The sequence below is a fragment of the Prolixibacter sp. DSM 2831 genome (assembly GCF_056493735.1).
In genome coordinates this window covers 2,246,847-2,264,811 of record NZ_CM151379.1, presented here as the reverse complement: position 1 = coordinate 2,264,811, position 17,965 = coordinate 2,246,847, and the positions used below count along the sequence as shown (strand labels likewise).

Here is a 17,965-nt window from a genome sequence, read left to right as displayed (position 1 = left end):
ATCACGCTTCATTCAGTTCACGATACCTCGATGGAAGAATTTTGAATTCCTTCTTAAAATGCATGCTGAAATATTTCGGATCGTTAAAACCGACCTGGTAAGCAACCTCAGATACACTCAGCTGGCTCTTACGAAGTAGTTGTGCCCCCCGTTTCAATCTCAAAATCCGAATAAATTCCAATGGCGTGCTTCCGGTTAATGCCACAATTTTATTGTACAGCTGCATACGACTAATTCCCATCTGCCGGCCAAACTCTGCCACCGAAAAACTAGAATCTCCCATATGCTCCTCGATGATATCCAAGGCCTTTCTCATGAATTTTTCATCCAAAGAAGTAATGCTGATATCCTTCGGTTCAATATTCATTTTTGATTTAAATACCTCGCGGATATTCTTCTTTAGTTGAATCAGATTCTGAATTTTAGCTTGTAAAATTTCGAAGTTGAAAGGCTTGACAAAGTAATCGTCAGCACCAACATGCAAGCCATCCAGCTTGTGTTGTTCGGAAACTTTAGCTGTCAGGAAAATGAAAGGGATATGACTGGTAATTTTATCGTTTTTCACCCGGCGACAAAATTCTACACCATCCATTTCCGGCATCATAATATCACTCAGAATAAGGTCGGGATGCGATTTTTCAAGTCTCTCCAGTGCTTGCCGTCCGTTAGCAGCCTCCATCACATCATATTCCTCTTCTAAATTTTCTTTCAGGTATTTTCGAAGTTCTTCATTGTCTTCCACAAGCAATATTGATTCGGCTTTCTTCGCTGTAACAGAAAGTTTTTCCGGTTGAGCTACAATCTTTTCATCCGATGAAAATTTTACTTCCCTGAGCGCTCCCCGAACTTCATGTGCTTCCAGCTCATGAGCTTCGGTAACCGGCAAGTAAACATTAAAAGAACTACCAATATTAGGCGCACTGTCTACAGTAATCTTTCCACCGTGCAATTGTACGTACTCATTTACCAGCGATAAACCAATACCTGTGCCCTTTTCTTTGGCTCCGTTACCGTTTTCCCCCTGATAAAATCGGGTGAAAATTTTGTCGATATTCTCTGGCGGAATACCCACGCCATTATCTTTTACCCGAATCACCAGATTGCTGTTTTCGCCTTCCTGACTACCATTTTGTTCCTCTTCCAGACTTATCTGTACAATCACTAAACCACTTATGTGGGTAAACTTAAATGCATTAGATAGTAAATTGAAAAGTACCTTTTCCAGCTTATCTCTGTCAAACATCATGAAGTATTCACGTAAGTCGGTGATTTGTCGCAACTCAATGTTCTTGTTTTCACTCAAATCGTTGAAAGATGAAACGGTAGCTGTTACAAATTCAATAATATTTCCCCACGAAGGATTATACGATAATCCTCTGTCATCCATTTTCCGGAAATCGAGCAATTGGTTGATCATGTTCATCAACTTTTTCGAATTCTGATGAATATGATGAAGATATTTTTCTTCCGGTTTTCCTTTAAAACGCGGTAAAAGCTTTTCAACCGGAGATAAAATTAATGTAAGCGGAGTACGGAACTCATGAGATATATTGGTGAAGAATTTCAGTTTCATACTGTCCAGTTCATGAATACGTCTGGCTTCTGAACGTTCCATCTCCAACTCCACATTCATCCGTTCCCTAAAAACGATGATATACCTCAATCCCAGTAAAGAAATCGTTAGCACTAAGACATAGATTACTAATGCATACCAACTTTTCCAGAAAGGTGGCAACACCTTTATTTTTAACGAAATTCCCGCCTCATTCCAGGTACCATCGGCATTCGATCCCTTTACGTGAAGAACATAGTCGCCATTGTTCAGGTTGGTAAACGTGGCAAAATTGGCTGTCCCATCGGTTTCGAACCAACTATCGTCGAAACCTTCAAGCTGATAACGGTATTTGTTCTTTTCAGGGTATAAATAAGTCAACGCAGCAAACTCAACAGAGAAAAGGTTTTCAGCATATTTCAGTACAATCTGATCGGTATGATTGAGAGGTTTATTCAGCAACACGCGATGATTGAACTCCTGTTCCGGTTTAATATCAGAATTCAATACCCGAAGATTAGTAAACATCAAGCCGGGTACTGTCCGATCGATTTTAATTTCTTCCGGTTTAAATATATTTAGCCCATTGACCCCACCAAACATTAGTTCTCCGTTACTCGTTTTCAACGATGCCGTTTCAGAGAATTCCAATCCCTGTAAGCCGTCAGTTTCATCGAAATGCATGAGGCTTGTCGTAAAAGTGGTATCATTTTCAATATTCGAGAAATGAATCTTAGTAATTCCCCGTGAACTACTGACCCACAGATTTCCCTGGTTATCTTCCAGAATTCGGTAAACAGGGTTAGCTGCCAGTCCTTTGTTTTTATCAATTACAACAACACTGAGATTGTCCGGCGAAAATTTGATCAATCCATTGTTGCTGCACAACCAATGCCATCCCCTGCTATCTTCGAAACTGGAACTTATCGGTCCTAAGAACGGTGTTCCATTCGTCGAATATTTGGTGAAATAAACATCAAAATCATCTTTCCTGGAATCGTAAATTGATAAACCGTCGGAAGTAGAAATCCAAAGCTGGCCTTTACTATCCTGGGAAATGTGATTGATGTAGTTTCCAGAAAGGTTGGAATTTTCGTTACTATACCTTTTAAACGAGTTCGTTTCAGTATTAAATACATTCAGCCCTCCACCCAATGTACCAACCCATAACCGATTGTCTCTGTCCTCAAAAATACTCCAGATACGGTCATCCGAAAGGCTCGTGGAATCGTTAACGTTATACTTATAGTTTTTGAATTCCCCCGTCTTTGGATTGTATTTGTTCAATCCGCCAAAATAAGTACCCATCCAGATATTTTTCTGGTGATCTTCACAAAGGGAAACGACAACATCACTGGTCAAACCATGAGTTCCGGTGTTTTCTACGGTAATATAACGGAATCTATGCGTCTTCCGGTCGAGAATATTAACACCACCGCCATTTGTGCCAATCCAGATATTTCCCTTGTTGTCTTCAATGCAGCAATCTACATCATTAAAACTAAGTGAATTGTCAATTTCCGGGTCATTCTGTATCAACCGAAACTTTTTAGAACTTGGTTTGTAGAAGTCCAACCCCTGTTTATAAGTACCCAACCAAACGATATCATCTTCATCAATAAGCATACTGAATAGTCCGTTTGTAGAGATACTTCCAGGTTTCCCTTCTTTATACAACAGGTTCTGGGCTGTACTTTTCTGCTTATCAAACAGAAAAATGCCAGATCCGTCGGTTGCCAACCAGATAAGCCCTTCTTTGTCTTCCTGAATACCACTAATTACCTTGTTACCCACTTCGCGATACAAAACCTGGTTAAGTGCTCCCTGCCATTTCTTCTTCCGAAGATCGTATACATACAATCCGGCCTGACTACCAATCCACAGCAAACTATCACTGTCGATGAACAGTTTCTGCAGGCCATTCACATATTTTCCCTGATAAATAGGTGGAAGTGGTATAGATTCGACAACGCCAACTTTGGGATGATAACATATTAAATCACGGGTGAATGTTCCCATCCAGATATTTCCACGACTGTCTTCGGCAAATGACATTACATTATTAACATGCGCCGAAAAGCGAGTTGAATCAATCAGATGAGGACGAAAAATTCCATTCCGATAAGTAAAAAATCCCTGGTGTGTTCCCAGATAAACAGTACTATCGTTCGCGACGTAGATATCTCCGATGTTGTTGACATCATTACAACCAAGAGAGTTATGATCGAACAGTGAAATCTGATGAAAACTCTCTTCATCCACGCCTTTTACATTTACGCCAAACGTAGTACCTACCCATAAGTTAGAATGCTTATCCTCGGCAATACAGGAAATGTAATTATCAGAAACAGTGGTTGAATCGCCTGCACCGTATTCAAATGTAGTAATGTTATAACCATCGAAACGATTCAGTCCCCGGTTAGTTCCCACCCAGATAAATCCGTCAGAATCACGACAAATAGCCGTAACCCAGTTCGAGGACATCCCTTTCCTGGTACCAATATTAGAAAAATTGATAGCTGTTTGCTGTGCAACTACGTGACTGGCCGAAATCAACCAAATAATTACGATCCAAGAAATCCGGGTCATAGTTAGGTTAGCATTTAGGCAGGCAATTTATTGCCTGTTAGGTTCACTGCATGAAGTTAACTACTCAAAATGATTTTTCAACCTCATTTTACATTTGAAGTACTAAATATTTACAAATCCACACCCTGATGGAATAATCATCCCCCGATCCTTTACAAGTGACACACAGTCAATCGGCAGAATACTCCCAACTTTACCCTACCAATATAACCTAACATGAAAAAGTACAGCCGCCAGTTTTATCTGCTGATAGAAATACTCATCTATTTCATCATCATCGCATTCATTATCTCAATCACCTGGCTACTAAATTAAATCAACTAATTATCAATTCCTTATCTATGAAGAAACATGCAATCTTTGTTTTGATGTTGTTCTTAATGAGTCACGCATTGCTAGCTCAGAAAAGAATTACCGGAACAGTGAAAGATGCTGGAACATCCGAAGCTTTACCGGGAGTCAACGTAGTGCTGAGAAGTACTACACAAGGAACAATCACCAACATCGATGGGCAATACTCAATTGAAGTCCCATCAGACGAAACCGTTTTGGTATTCTCCTTTATCGGTTACCAAAGACAAGAAGTTCGCGTAGGTTCTAAAACAGAGATCAATATCTCTTTAAAATCTGCCACAACAGGACTCGACGAAGTAGTTGTGGTTGGATACGGAACTATGAAAAAGTCGGACCTGACAGGTTCTGTTGTATCGGTATCCGAAGAAAAATTAAAATCAACAATTTCAACCAACATCGACCAGGCAATGCAAGGACGCGTTGCAGGTGTACAAGTGACACAAAACTCCGGACAGCCCGGTGGAGCCACTTCTATTCGCATCCGTGGAGCCAGTTCAGTAACCGGAAGTAACGAGCCTTTATATGTTGTCGATGGTGTTCCCTTCGTCGGAAACGGGCAGACGATCGCCGGTTTCGACTGGGCAGGTGGTGCCAACGGACAGAATAAGGTTAACCCGCTATCGACCATCAACCCTTCCGACATAGTTAGCATCGAAGTTTTGAAAGATGCTTCAGCCGCAGCCATTTATGGTGCACAAGCTGCTAATGGGGTTATTTTGGTGACTACCCGCCGCGGACAAAAGGGCGAAGCCAAAGTAACCTACGATGGCTACATGGCATTGCAACAGCTTCCCAACAAACTTAACATGATGGACCTTCGGGAATATGCCGAATATGAGAACCAGATTGCGGATGAGCTGGAAAGGTCAAAGAATCAGAATTATCTCGATCCTTCCATTCTGGGAAGAGGAACGGATTGGCAAAATGAGGTATTCCGTCCTGCATGGATGCAAAATCACCAGCTATCGGTCACTGGAGGTAACGATAAAACCGTTTACGCCTTCTCCGGTGGATACTTCGATCAGGATGGTATCATTATCGGTTCCAATTTTAGCCGCTTCAGCACCCGGATGAACATGGACAGTCAGGTTAAAAAATGGCTAAAAATCGGAGGTTCTCTCGCTTACGCTGAAACCAATGAAAAGATCACCCTGAACGATGGAGGCGACGGTGTAATCATGCAGGCTTTGCTGATGCAACCTGATGTTCCCGTTTATGATATGGAAGGAAATTTTGCCGGTCCAAATACCGTTGCCGGTTCATCACAATACAACCCGGTAGCACTGGCACTCCAGCGGAACAATACACTGAAACGCCAGAGAACAACCGGAAATGCATACATCAGTGCCGATATCATCAAAGGCTTAAACCTTCGAAGCGAGTATAGTTATGATGTCAATGGTTCAGTAAACAAAGCCTTTCACCCTACTTACGAATGGGGCATTCTTAAAAATGACATCAATAAAATGATGCAGCGGGAAGAACACAGCAAGTTTTGGGTTTGGAAAAATTACCTGACTTATAATGTCGACTTCGCTGACGTTCACCATTTAACCTCTATGTTCGGTCAGGAAATGCAGGAATCATCATGGTCCGGCAATTCCTTGATCAAACAAAGTTTTACAACCAACGACATCTATGTCATGACATCAGACGGAACTTTCGTTTCCAACGATGGTTGGAAGGATTCTTCTACTCAGATGTCATACTACGGACGTTTCAACTATAACTACGACGAGCGGTATCTGGCCACCTTTACATTCCGTGCTGATGGTTCTTCAAAGTTCGGTTCCGATAACAAGTGGGGTTATTTCCCTTCCGGATCACTGGCATGGAGAATTAACAATGAGAATTTTATGAAGAGCATTGAGGCAATTTCCAATATGAAACTCCGACTCGGCTACGGTTCGGTTGGTAATATGCCCGGTTCGACCTATTTGTACGGCTCTTCCATGCAAACAGTTACCACTGCCTTTGGTACCGGCTATCGCCTTGCTAAATTTCCAAACCCGGCGTTGAAATGGGAAACCACTGAGCAATACAACATCGGATTGGATCTGGGATTATTCGATAATAAAATTACTTTGACAGTAGATGCTTATCAAAAAAATACCCGCGACCTGCTGTTGCAGATCTCCGTACCAAGTTACGTCGGAGGAGACGATTGGAATGATATCGCCGCTCCGTACGCGAACGTAGGTAAAATGGAGAACAAGGGTATTGATGTATCACTGACTTCTCACAATATCAATAAGCCTAATTTCAGCTGGACCACCGACGTCACGTTCTCGCATAACAAGAACATGGTGGTAGAACTGAATGATCCGAATGCGGTTTTTTACGGTTCTCTCAACTGGTACAGCGAGTTCCAGACAGCTACAATTACCAAAGAGGGATTACCATTGGGACAATTCTACGGTTATATAATGGAAGGTATTTTCAAAAGTGCTAATGATATTGCCAATCACGCAGTTCAGATTGAAGATCCCACCCAGCCCGGAACCAACTACATCAATCAAAAACAAGGTATATGGCTTGGGGATGTAAAATTCAAAGATATCTCCGGACCGGATGGAAAACCAGATGGGGTGATCGACACCTATGACCAAACTATTATTGGTGATCCAAACCCCGATTTCACTTTCGGTGTAAACAATACCTTTCACTACAAAAATTTTGACCTATCGATATACCTCTCTGGTGCATATGGCGCAGATATCCTGAATTACACGCGTGTACAAACTGAAGGACAAACCAGTATCTGGAGCAACCAGAGCAATGCAGTAGTGAACCGGGCCCGGGCAGAATTGATCGACTCAAATGGCAGTACAACGGATCCAAGTAACTACCAGCTATCCAATCCTGAAACAGATATTCCGCGTGTAACAACCAACGACAACAACCGAAATAACAGGATGTCGACGCGTTTTATCGAGGATGGCTCTTACATCAGGGTGAAGAACATTTCGCTGAGTTACATAATTCCTCAGCAACTAACCCGCAAAGTCAGCATTGAGCGCTTCAAGGTGTACGCCAACGTACAAAACGTGTACACCTTCACCAACTATTCGGGCTACGATCCGGAGATTGGAGCATATAATCAGGATGCCAGGATGCAGAATATAGACATGGGACGTTATCCCAGTCCGAGAACCTACACTTTTGGTGTTAGTATCGATTTTTAATGATGAAAAATCTCTTGAAAATGAAAAAGTTTATCAAATATATTTTGCTGGGTGTTTTCATCATGATCTCATCCTGCTCCAAAGACTTTCTCACCGTCGATCCGGTTGACAGCATTGTCGCAGACAATTACTACAAGAACAAAGACGAAATACGTTCAGCTACTGCAACACTTTACGGTGGAAGAGCATGGTTCGATTACATTGCCGGTCTGATGTTTTACGCAGGCGATATGACTTCCGGCGATATGTATTATACCTACGATCAAGAAGGTCAGTTCTTTTACTTTTCCTTCAACAGTGGAAATGCTTATCTGACCAGTGGCTGGAAAAGCCTGTTCCGTGTAAACTCGTATTGTAACTCGGTTATCAACGATATGCCTGATGCAGCACGTAAAAACGGTGTTAGCGAAGACGTCATCAACGCTGCTCTGGGAGAAGCCCGTTTTGTTAGAGCATGGGTATACTTCCTTTTGGCAGAATACTGGGGCGAAGTACCAATTGTTGAAAACGGTTCAGACCTGATTGCTTCAGGCGATATGATGTTGCCTAAGAATACCCGGAAAAGCCTGTATGAATTCATCCGGCGGGATTTGGCTTTCGCCGAAGAAAATCTTCCCGGAAAGGATGAACAAGCTGGTCGCGCTACTAAATGGGCAGCAAAAGGGCTAATGGCCAAACTCTACCTCACGATGGCATCCGATTTGACCGATTCCAATTCAGCTGAATACTTCGATTTAGCAAAAAAATATGCTCAGGAGGTAATTGATAATCCTGATGGTTTTCACATGATCGACAGTTACCAGGAGCTCTTTACCATTGAAGGTAATAACAATGCCGAATCACTGTTTGCGTTGCAAATGATTGGTGCCGGTGGCTATGGTTTGGGAAACCCACGAAATGTTGCCTGGTCGAGAAGTTCGGTTATTGCCGATCAGACCTGGGGCAGTGGCAAAGGTCCGACACTTGATTTCCAGGCCGCTTTTGAGCCCAATGACGGTCGCCGCAAGTGGATCATCATGCAAAAAGGTGATTACTACCCAGAGCTCGATAAAGCTGATGGTGGTTACACTTACAACATTCGCACGGCCAACCCAGACGATCCGAACAGTCCGATTGAAAATGCCAATCAGGTGCTCAGCCATATCAAGAAATACGTGATTGGTAAAGCAGCTGACGTTGACAATCAGGTGGGAACCGACCAGGATGCTGGTAACAACCTATACTTTATGCGTTTATCTGAAATGTACCTGATTTACTGTGAGGCAGCCATTGGTTCGGGAACCGAAACTTCTGATGCTACTGCCCTTGAGTATATAAACACGGTTCGCGCACGTGCCGGACTCGCTGACCGAGGTGCTCCGTTAACATTCGATGAAGTGATGCACGAACGTCGCATAGAATTCGGTATGGAAAGCATTCGTTGGTTTGACATCAAACGAATGTACTACCGGGATGCTCAGGCAGCTGCCGAATTTTTGAACGCACAACACCGCGAAGACTACTATTACGCCATACCAACCAGCGATGAAAACTTGCTGAATAGCTATGCCGGTTATGAAATAGCAACTCCTGAAGTTCCAATGGTGATCTATTCCGACCAAATCAAGGCATTCCCGATTCCTTCGGAAGCCGTTGTTTCGAATCCTAAATTGGATGGAGAGGCTGTTGACTACACTTTTGAATAACCTAAAAAGCTGAAAACTAATGAAAACATTAAAATCAATCACCATATTTCTTCTGCTGACTGTTGTGATGGCCGGGACATTATTTACCGGTTGCAACAAAGAATCAGATGACGTTGGTAAACACCCAACGATCAAATACATTCGGGTAACCAACCCTGCATCTGCAGACTCACTGGTTGTTAGCGCCTACATGGGTAGTCTGATCGCCATTATGGGCGAAGATTTGCAAGGACTGAAAGAACTTTGGTTCAATGACCAGAAAGCAAAGCTGAATCCAGCTTATATCACTGCTACATCCGTTCTGGTATCAGTTCCCAGCATCATTCCTGATTCTGTTTCCGACCAAATGACACTGCTGTTTAAAGACGGACAAACACTCACCTATCCTTTCCGGGTAGACGTGCCTGCTCCTATCCTTTCAAGCATGCTTTGCGAATATGTAAATGCTGGGGATACGGCAGTAATTTACGGTAATTATTTCCTTCCGGCCGAAGGTTCCGATGAACCCAACGTTTACTTTTCGGATAACGTAAAAGCTGGAACTATCGTTTCGTGGTCAATGGATCAAATTAAAGTCATTGTACCCGAAGGCGCCGTTTCCGGAAAAGTAACCGTGGAATCCATGTATGGTGCTACCCGTTCATCCTTCATATTCCGCGATAATACCAACATCATCCTCAATTTCGAAGATTCATCGTATGGTAATCCGTGGGGACTGGGCGGCTTTGGAACCGAAAACGGATGTTCAGGACAATATCTCCAATTTGTCGGAACCCTTGGTTCATGGCAATGGCTAAACCCGATGATGTATGGTTATTGGGCAAAATACGGTGCTGGTGATATACCGGTAGCTGAAGGACAGGTAGACAATCTCGAACTCTGCTTCGAAGCCAATGTGGTAACCTGGTCAGATGTACCTATGCTTATTTGGTTCGATAAATACGATACGCCCGATGGAATCAATCCAGACGGTGACGCTGCACAGGCACACTGGAAGCCTTATAACAAAGACGGTGTAAAATCAACCTACTCTTCCAATGGATGGATAACCGTTTCTATCCCGTTATCCGACTTCATCTACAATAAAGATGAATCAAAGGCGGATCTGAAGATCGACAACATTGAATTGTACACCAATGTCACTTTCATGTTATTCGGAGCATCCGATGACACTTATCCTATTGATATCAGAATCGATAACGTTCGCATCGTTCCGTTAAAAAATAAATAAGCCAAACTATGAAACGAAATAGATTCCTCTTTATATTCCGGATGCTCGTCATCGTTTTGATGGTGGGTTCCATCCTGGCATCCTGTAACAAAGATGACAAGGACAGCGCACCCGTTGTACTGAACAGCTTTGGACCCTCTCCCGCTTTGCGCGGAACGGAAATCCGTTTTATCGGTCAGAACCTCAATAAGGTAACCGCTATCGTGCTTCCGCAAAACATCGAAATAACAGAGTTTACGATGTTCAGTAACGATGAGATACGTTTGATAGTTCCGCAGGAAGCGGAACCGGGTTACGTCGTGTTGAAGACGCCGCAGGGCGATATTACCACCAAAACCGAACTGGGATATTCTGAGCCCATCTCCATTGAAAGCTTTACGCCCAATTCCGTCAAGGCCGGAGATACGCTGACGATAAAAGGAGATTATCTCGCCCAGATTAAACAGGTGATTTTTGCCAATAATGTACCAGTTGATTCAGCTGCTTTCAAAAGCCTGAGTCGTTACGAAATCAAAGTACTGGTTCCCATCGAAGCTCAAACCGGTAAAGTAGCTGTCTCCAATGGCGCAGAATCGCCCATTGTGGTTTACACCGAAAGCGATTTGAAAGTAACGTTACCCGAATTTACCGGAATGACTCCCAATCCGGCAAAACCGGGAACAGCGATTACCATTTCCGGCAAAAACTACGATCTGGTCAAATCCATCATCTTCAACGAAAACTTAACGGTGACAGATTTCACGACAGATGCTACAAAGACCACAATTACAGTTAATGTACCTGCCAATGCAAAAGACGGAGCTGTAAAATTGGTTGCCTTTTCAGGTGTAGAAGTGGCTAGTCCGGCAGAATTAACACTGGTTATGCCTGTTATCACGAAGATTGACCCGAATCCTGTGAAAAACGGAGCCACATTGACCATCACCGGAAGAGATTTGGATCTCGTGACTTCGGTTACCTTTGGCGGCGATAAAGCAGGAACAGTCACTTCTGCAACTGAAACAGAGCTTCAGGTTACCGTACCCGATGATGCAATAACCGGAGTCGTTACATTGGCCACTCAGTCAGGCAAAGATGTAACAAGTGAAGAACTCACCCTGGTCGATCCGGTGTTTACCAGCTTTGCTCCGGATCAGGCAAAAGCCAATACCGACATCACCATTACAGGTACTGACCTCGATTTGGTAACCACCGTAAACTTCACGGGCGGAGTAAGCGGAAACATCGGTTCGCAATCTGAAACTTCGCTGGTGGTAACCATACCAGTTGGCGCTCAAACCGGCCCCATCACGTTAGTTGCTAAAAACGGAACCGAGGTTACTTCACCTTCCGATTTCACTGTTCTGACCAATCTGCCTACATTCTCATCTTATACGGAAGCAAAAGCAACTCCTGGGCAGATTCTGACCATCAACGGAACCAACATGGATCTGATTAAGGAATTGATCTTCCCCGATAATGTAGTGGCAACAGCTTACGGTATCAAAACGGACACTAAAGTGGAAGTGTATGTACCGCTGGATGCAGCCATCGGCTATGGACAAATCAAGATGATTACCTACGAAGGTGAAGAAGGCCTGTTACCCGAAATCTTTATTGGCGGCGTCGACCCAGTGGTTGATCCGAGCCTGGTCATCAACGACTTTGATGAAACCGGCCACGATCTCAGTTGGGATAACTGGGGTGGAACTGTTGAACTAGGTAACGATCCGGCAATTGCCATTTCGGGCAACTACATGCACGGAATTGCTGATGCGTTGACCGGCTGGGCCTGGATTTGGGGCTGTAACCATACGCAACTTCCAAAAGTAGAGGCAACCAAAGCCGACTACCTACTGAAAATGGATGTCAACCTGAACAAGCCGTTCGGTACAACCAACGTACATTTCCAGATGGAAATGGCGGGTAACCGGATTGATTTGGGCGGCTTTGGCATTGTTGCTGCCGACGAAACTACCCCGGGATGGATTACTGTCACCTACGACTTGTCCCAATTCGCCGACCTGCCTGATGTAATTTCAGGTGATGACACACTCGAATGGGGCATGAATTTCAACAATGCCGATGGAAACGTGGACATTACCGGCTTGTACATCGACAATATTCGGTTCGAACATAAATAGTTAGATGTTTAGCAAAAAAGAAGCGCTACATTCCTTACCGGGAATGTGCGCTTCTTCCCTTCTGCAAAGCATATCCGGAAACAATACAATATCTCATAAGCTGCTCACCTCATCAAAGTCATGAATAAGATTCTGCCATTTCTTACATTCCTGTCGTTATTTCTGTTTACCCGAACCGTCAGTGCTCAAACCACCTACGAAGCGGAAAATGCCTCGCTAAGTTCCGGGCTTTCCACTCAAACATCCATTTCGGGCTATTCAGGTACAGGCTATGTAGGTAATTTTTCCAACGAAAACGACCAGCTTACTTTCGTTTTTTCCATTACTACAGCTGGTTATTACGACATTTCATTGGGGGTTGCCACACCTTACGGCGAAAAAACCAACGATATTTCGATTAACAGAAATACAACGTCCTTCACGGTTGCACAATCCAATACCTTTCAGGAAATCAGTATCGGGAAAGTCCGGTTAAATGAAGGCCAGAACGAGATCAACATCATCAAAAACTGGGGATGGTTTTATGTGGACTACCTGAAAATTGCTCCTAACAACGATCCGGCTATTGAATTCGATCTTACCGGACAACTGGTTAACCCTAACGCAAGCGACAATACACTTCGTCTGTATCAGTTCCTGCTGGATAATTTTCAGAAGAAAATCATCTCGGGTACCATGACACTGAACAGTTTCGATGAAACGGACTGGTTGAAGCAACAAACAGGCAAAGAACCTGCTCTGATTGGAATTGACTTCATGCATTGCAACAGGGATTACACCTGGTACGACGACATGACACCAACAAACGACGCCAAAACCTGGTACGGTAAAAACGGAATACCCGCGATGTGCTGGCACTGGCGCGATCCTTCGCGGATAACCGAAGAGTTTTATACGGAGAATACCGACTTTGATGTATCGAAAATTTTCGATGTAAACTCCACTGAATACAAGGAAATGCTTGGTGATATCGATTACATTTCCGGGTTGATGAAAAACCTGGCAGACGAAGATATTCCGGTGTTATGGCGTCCATTACACGAAGCCTCCGGAGGTTGGTTTTGGTGGGGCGCTAAAGGTCCCGACGCTTGCAAAAAACTGTGGCAAATCATGTACGACCGCATGGTCAATTACCATCATCTCAATAACCTGATTTGGGTTTGGACAACCGATGCCAACCCCGACAACATGGATTGGTACCCTGGTGACGAGTATGTTGATATTTTGGGTGTTGACATCTACGCGAGTAAGGGAGATTTCGGCTCACAATATCTCACGTTCGATAAGATCAAAACTGACTTTGCCGGCAAGAAGATGGTTACACTCAGTGAATGTGGAATCGTTCCGGACCCTGATAAGCTTCAGGAAGACCAGGCTGGATGGTCCTATTTCATGACATGGTATGGTGATTTTGTAGAAGATGGCGTCTATAACCCTATTAGTCATTGGGAAAAGGTAATGAACAGCGATTACGTTATTACACTGGATGAAATGCCTGAACTAACAACCTATGTCACTTCTACCAACGATGTCCCCCTGAAAAACGGCATAAACTTCCAATGTTACGTAAATCCAACACGACAACAACTAATAATTACACCACAAAACTATCAGGGAAAGTACCAGGTCAAAATATACAACTTGACCGGAACCTGTTTCTATAGTCAAAACCCAAAACAAGGAGTCCTTTACATTCCACTTTCCGAACTTCCCTCCGGAATTTTATTGGTATCGGTCAGCACATCTTCAGAACGGTTCCGTTTTAAAATCAGGAATTAGCCGAAGAAAAAGACAAACAACATCAAGAGGCTATTTTACTGATAATTAAATCATCATAAACACACTTATAGTTTAAACCTATTTTTCTGTACTATTGGTTTTCAAATTCTTCAACCGCGCTAACAATGGCGGATGTGAATAATGGAAAAACACGTAGGCTTTATGGGGAGTTAAGTTGCTCAGGTTTTTCACTGAAAGCTTCTTCAATGAGTTCCCCAGGGATTCAGCCAATCCGTAGCTGGCAGCAAAACTGTCGGCCTGATACTCATTTTTCCGGGAAAAGACGTTCATCCCCATCCCGATAAGGAAAGAAAGAGGCGTATACAAGATTCCAAAAGCAACCAAACCTACATGAAAGCTTGCCTGGTGAGCACCTAACGCTAACGCTGGTTCCGGTCGACCGACAACCAAAGAGAAAATATACAGCATGACCGCCGTATTCAGCAACGACAACAAAAGGCCGGAAACAATGTGTTTCTTCTTGTAGTGACCAATTTCGTGAGCTAAAACGGCCACAATCTCTTCGGTTTCCATTTCATCCATCAGCGTATCGTAAAGCACAATTCGTTTCTTCGCACCAAAACCTGTAAAATAAGCATTGGCTTTCGTCGAGCGTTTGGAACCATCGATGACAAAAATATTGTCCAGTTGGAATCCGGCTCTTTCAGAAAAACGTTGAATAGCATCCCGCAACTCACCGTCCTGCAATGGTTTCTGTTTATTGAAAAGCGGAACTATCAATGTCGAATAGAACATGGTCATAAACAGCGAGAAAGCCGTAATGACGGCTAAAGTGTAAACCCAGAACATTCCTTGTGTCTGCTCATATATCCAAATCACCAGGGCCAATAAACCACCACCAATTACTGCCGCGAGCAACAAACTTTTGATATGATCGAAAATGAAAGTCTTTACGGTAGTTTTATTAAAACCGAACCGTTCCTCGATAACAAAGGTGCTGTACCAACCAAACGGCAAAGTAAGGATGTCGGAAGCCAAGCCAATAACGCCGAAAAACAACAGCCCCAGCCAAATAGGATTGTCGGTCCATTGTCGCAGATAATTATCGAGCCAGCCAAAACCACCCAAAGCAAACATCAAGATGATAACCAGGAAACTCAGGGAGGCAGTAATCAGTGAAAAGCGACTTTTTACTTTTTCATATTCCTGCGAACGGGCATATTGCTCTTCATTGTAAATTCCTTTCAGTTGATCGGGAAGTTGAACCGACAAGGAATTTGAATTCAAATATTCAAGGTAACGTTCAAATAGAAAATCCAGAACAATGATTATCAATATGATGTAATAGACAGAATTATGCATCGGTCGCGAGAATTAATTTGTGCGGAGCGAATGTACAAAATATCGCCTTCCACCGCAACCAGACATCAACCGCCAAACTGTTTTTTCAGCTTTCGCTCCTGTTGCAGCCGTGTGGCCAGGATATTGATATAGTCCATGCACTTCTGTTTATGGTCCTCATTGTCGTACACGTGATATGATTTGGAAACCCACTCGAGTGCCAGCTCAATATGTCCCAGCATTTCACACGCCAATGCCATATTGAAAGTTGCTTTCGCCTGAATATTTTTATTGTCGCTCTTCGTCATTCTAGTCCAGATTTCAGCAGCTTCTTTCCATTGATTTTTATTCGCCAGACTATCAGCCTTCTTCATTTCATCGTTTCCCGAATAATAAATCAACCGGTCAGTCCATTTCCAGGAAGGTACAAACAGCATTGCTACCCTGGTACCGTTGTTTTCACCGTAAGTGTCAATTACATCCACAAAGGTCTTTGGATACAGGTTATTTTTCTCATAAGCAATCGACTCTGTCCGGTTGGGAATCCAAAGCATGGTATCCGTATAGATTTTCCAATAGGTCTTTGAATCTCCAAGAGCATTGAAGAACCCCCAGCGGGAGCCGAGAACAACCTTTTTTACCAACTGAGTCTTTTTACTGTTATCGCTTAACCAAACAGTATCAAGTGCAACCAAAGTCTGAACTCCCAGCGAATCAGCAAGGGCCGACAACTTATGACGCAACACGGAATCGGGAAACAACAGGCCTTTCGGCATAAAGTCGAGTCCGTTGGAAACTACTTCAACATGGTTAAAATACTGAACACTGTCTGTCTGTGATTTAAATCCTTTTAGGGTTTCTGCAGCATATCGGTCTACAATGCTGTCGGCATTCGTTTTGAGGTCAATTTCATCTGCTTTCGGTGTTCGGTGAAAGTCGACAATAGCCAGATTCACAATACTGTCAGGCAAGGAAACTGTAGCCGGTTCCATCACCTGCATGTCGACAAAACCAAAATTATTTGTGGTATAACATCCCGGAAGAAAAAACAGAATCAACAGACTAGCTAGCAGACTTTTAGTGGTCATTATTTCATTTGTTGGTTTAGTCTTGAAATTTGTTTTTGGCGAGCCATCAAAATCGCCAGATATTGTCCGGCAACTGGGCCGTACCGCTTGCCATCCAACAATTTCACTGCCTTTGATGCCCAGCTGACCGCCAAATCAATCTGGTTCATCATTTCAGATGCTACTGCCAGGTTAAGTTCCGCGATACCGCGGTTCCTCTCGTTGGGAACCGAAGCCAGCTTATTCCAAATGGCAGCGGCTTCCTCCCATTGGTTATGTTGCGCCATTTGCGTCGCTTTCTTCCATTCATCGCCCGAAGGGGTAACAATCGTACGGTTCGCTGTCGCCCAGAAAGGCCCCATATGGCGGGCATATTGTTCTCCGGCAATTTGCGCAGCCATTTCAACCGCTGCAGTACGACCAGGGATTTTCTTACTCAGATCAAGAACGCCGTCCTGGTTGAACCGGTCCCAAACCAATTGGTCCGTATAGCGGAAATGGTCAACGGGTTTTTCTTTTCCCGGTAGGTAAAGAGCCCAAAGTGCGTTGATTTTCACAATGGATTCGCCCGATTGATCTCTCACGCCGGGCGTTGTTTTCGAATAGAAGTAGCTGAGCATTTCTAACGCCACCAAGCCGTCAACGTGGCTTTCCTGGCAAACTTTGGTAACGAAGCCCGGAGAGAGCGGCAAAACATGCTTACCGCGATGTGGTCGAATTGCATTGAAAGGATAAGTCACAATCGTATCGTAGCGACCGGTTGCCAGCAATTTCTTCTGCAGGCTGCTCAATGCCGACTGGACAGCCAGGCTATCCAGTCCTTTATTTTCCTTTTCAGGTGCTTTTTTTAGCTTATAATTGTAACTGAAGTAATTCCCCAGTGTATCGACATTATATTTAAAATTTCGGGCTAAAAACGCCAAATTCCGCTTTTGGGCAGGCAAGTTAACCTTACCGGATTTCAACACTTCGATAGGAACCGATTGCGTGGTAGTGCATGAAGCAAAAATCAGCGCGCTGGCCATTATCGCCAAAATAAACCGACATGTTTTCATGATTCAAGGTATTTATTTTGACCGGCGAGATGAGCCCCTACCT

At 43.6% G+C, this 17,965-nt stretch carries 9 protein-coding genes; 5 read left to right on the top strand and 4 right to left on the bottom strand.

From position 1 onward, the window contains the following. Position 1: 1 nt before the first annotated feature. Positions 2–4,141, bottom strand: coding sequence for a hybrid sensor histidine kinase/response regulator (locus AC060N_RS09100; RefSeq protein WP_479526818.1), 4,140 nt, complete (start codon positions 4,139–4,141; stop codon positions 2–4). Positions 4,142–4,482: 341 nt separating this feature from the next. Between AC060N_RS09100 and AC060N_RS09095 the strand changes: the two genes are divergently transcribed. From AC060N_RS09095 to AC060N_RS09075, 5 genes are all read left to right on the top strand, one after another. Next, entirely contained in the window at positions 4,483–7,680 is a 3,198-nt protein-coding gene (locus tag AC060N_RS09095; RefSeq protein ID WP_479526817.1) for a SusC/RagA family TonB-linked outer membrane protein, read from the top strand. A 20-nt stretch (positions 7,681–7,700) separates the two neighbouring features. Beyond that, entirely contained in the window at positions 7,701–9,365 is a 1,665-nt protein-coding gene (locus tag AC060N_RS09090; protein ID WP_479526816.1) for a RagB/SusD family nutrient uptake outer membrane protein, read from the top strand. 19 nt (positions 9,366–9,384) lie between these two features. Continuing rightward, positions 9,385–10,596 (top strand): glycan-binding surface protein, encoded by a 1,212-nt coding sequence (locus AC060N_RS09085; RefSeq protein WP_479526815.1) that lies wholly within the window; start codon positions 9,385–9,387, stop codon positions 10,594–10,596. Positions 10,597–10,604: 8 nt separating this feature from the next. Continuing rightward, a complete protein-coding gene (locus AC060N_RS09080; RefSeq protein WP_479526814.1) occupies positions 10,605–12,719 on the top strand; it encodes a glycan-binding surface protein in 2,115 nt (704 codons plus the stop codon). 120 nt (positions 12,720–12,839) lie between these two features. Then, complete coding sequence (locus AC060N_RS09075; RefSeq protein WP_479526813.1) at positions 12,840–14,498, top strand: glycosyl hydrolase; 1,659 nt, start codon at positions 12,840–12,842, stop codon at positions 14,496–14,498. A gap of 78 nt (positions 14,499–14,576) precedes the next feature. Here the strand turns inward: AC060N_RS09075 and AC060N_RS09070 are convergent, their stop codons facing one another. From AC060N_RS09070 to AC060N_RS09060, 3 genes are all read right to left on the bottom strand, one after another. Continuing rightward, a complete protein-coding gene (locus tag AC060N_RS09070) occupies positions 14,577–15,821 on the bottom strand; it encodes a M48 family metallopeptidase (protein WP_479526812.1) in 1,245 nt (414 codons plus the stop codon). Positions 15,822–15,886: 65 nt separating this feature from the next. Continuing rightward, complete coding sequence (locus tag AC060N_RS09065; protein ID WP_479526811.1) at positions 15,887–16,888, bottom strand: DUF6340 family protein; 1,002 nt, start codon at positions 16,886–16,888, stop codon at positions 15,887–15,889. After that, positions 16,888–17,922: a DUF6340 family protein gene (locus AC060N_RS09060; protein WP_479526810.1), complete on the bottom strand. Its 1,035-nt coding sequence runs from the start codon at positions 17,920–17,922 to the stop codon at positions 16,888–16,890. Before AC060N_RS09060 ends, AC060N_RS09065 begins: the two co-directional genes overlap by 1 nt. Positions 17,923–17,965: the final 43 nt, after the last annotated feature.

What these genes read in the sequence shown, in the direction of transcription:
- AC060N_RS09100 (WP_479526818.1), bottom strand. Translation starts at nt 4,141, where the DNA reads ATGACCCGGATTTCTTGGATCGTAATTATTTGGTTGATTTCGGCCAGT.
- AC060N_RS09095 (WP_479526817.1), top strand. Translation starts at nt 4,483, where the DNA reads ATGAAGAAACATGCAATCTTTGTTTTGATGTTGTTCTTAATGAGTCAC.
- AC060N_RS09090 (WP_479526816.1), top strand. Translation starts at nt 7,701, where the DNA reads ATGAAAAAGTTTATCAAATATATTTTGCTGGGTGTTTTCATCATGATC.
- AC060N_RS09085 (WP_479526815.1), top strand. Translation starts at nt 9,385, where the DNA reads ATGAAAACATTAAAATCAATCACCATATTTCTTCTGCTGACTGTTGTG.
- AC060N_RS09080 (WP_479526814.1), top strand. Translation starts at nt 10,605, where the DNA reads ATGAAACGAAATAGATTCCTCTTTATATTCCGGATGCTCGTCATCGTT.
- AC060N_RS09075 (WP_479526813.1), top strand. Translation starts at nt 12,840, where the DNA reads ATGAATAAGATTCTGCCATTTCTTACATTCCTGTCGTTATTTCTGTTT.
- AC060N_RS09070 (WP_479526812.1), bottom strand. Translation starts at nt 15,821, where the DNA reads ATGCATAATTCTGTCTATTACATCATATTGATAATCATTGTTCTGGAT.
- AC060N_RS09065 (WP_479526811.1), bottom strand. Translation starts at nt 16,888, where the DNA reads ATGACCACTAAAAGTCTGCTAGCTAGTCTGTTGATTCTGTTTTTTCTT.
- AC060N_RS09060 (WP_479526810.1), bottom strand. Translation starts at nt 17,922, where the DNA reads ATGAAAACATGTCGGTTTATTTTGGCGATAATGGCCAGCGCGCTGATT.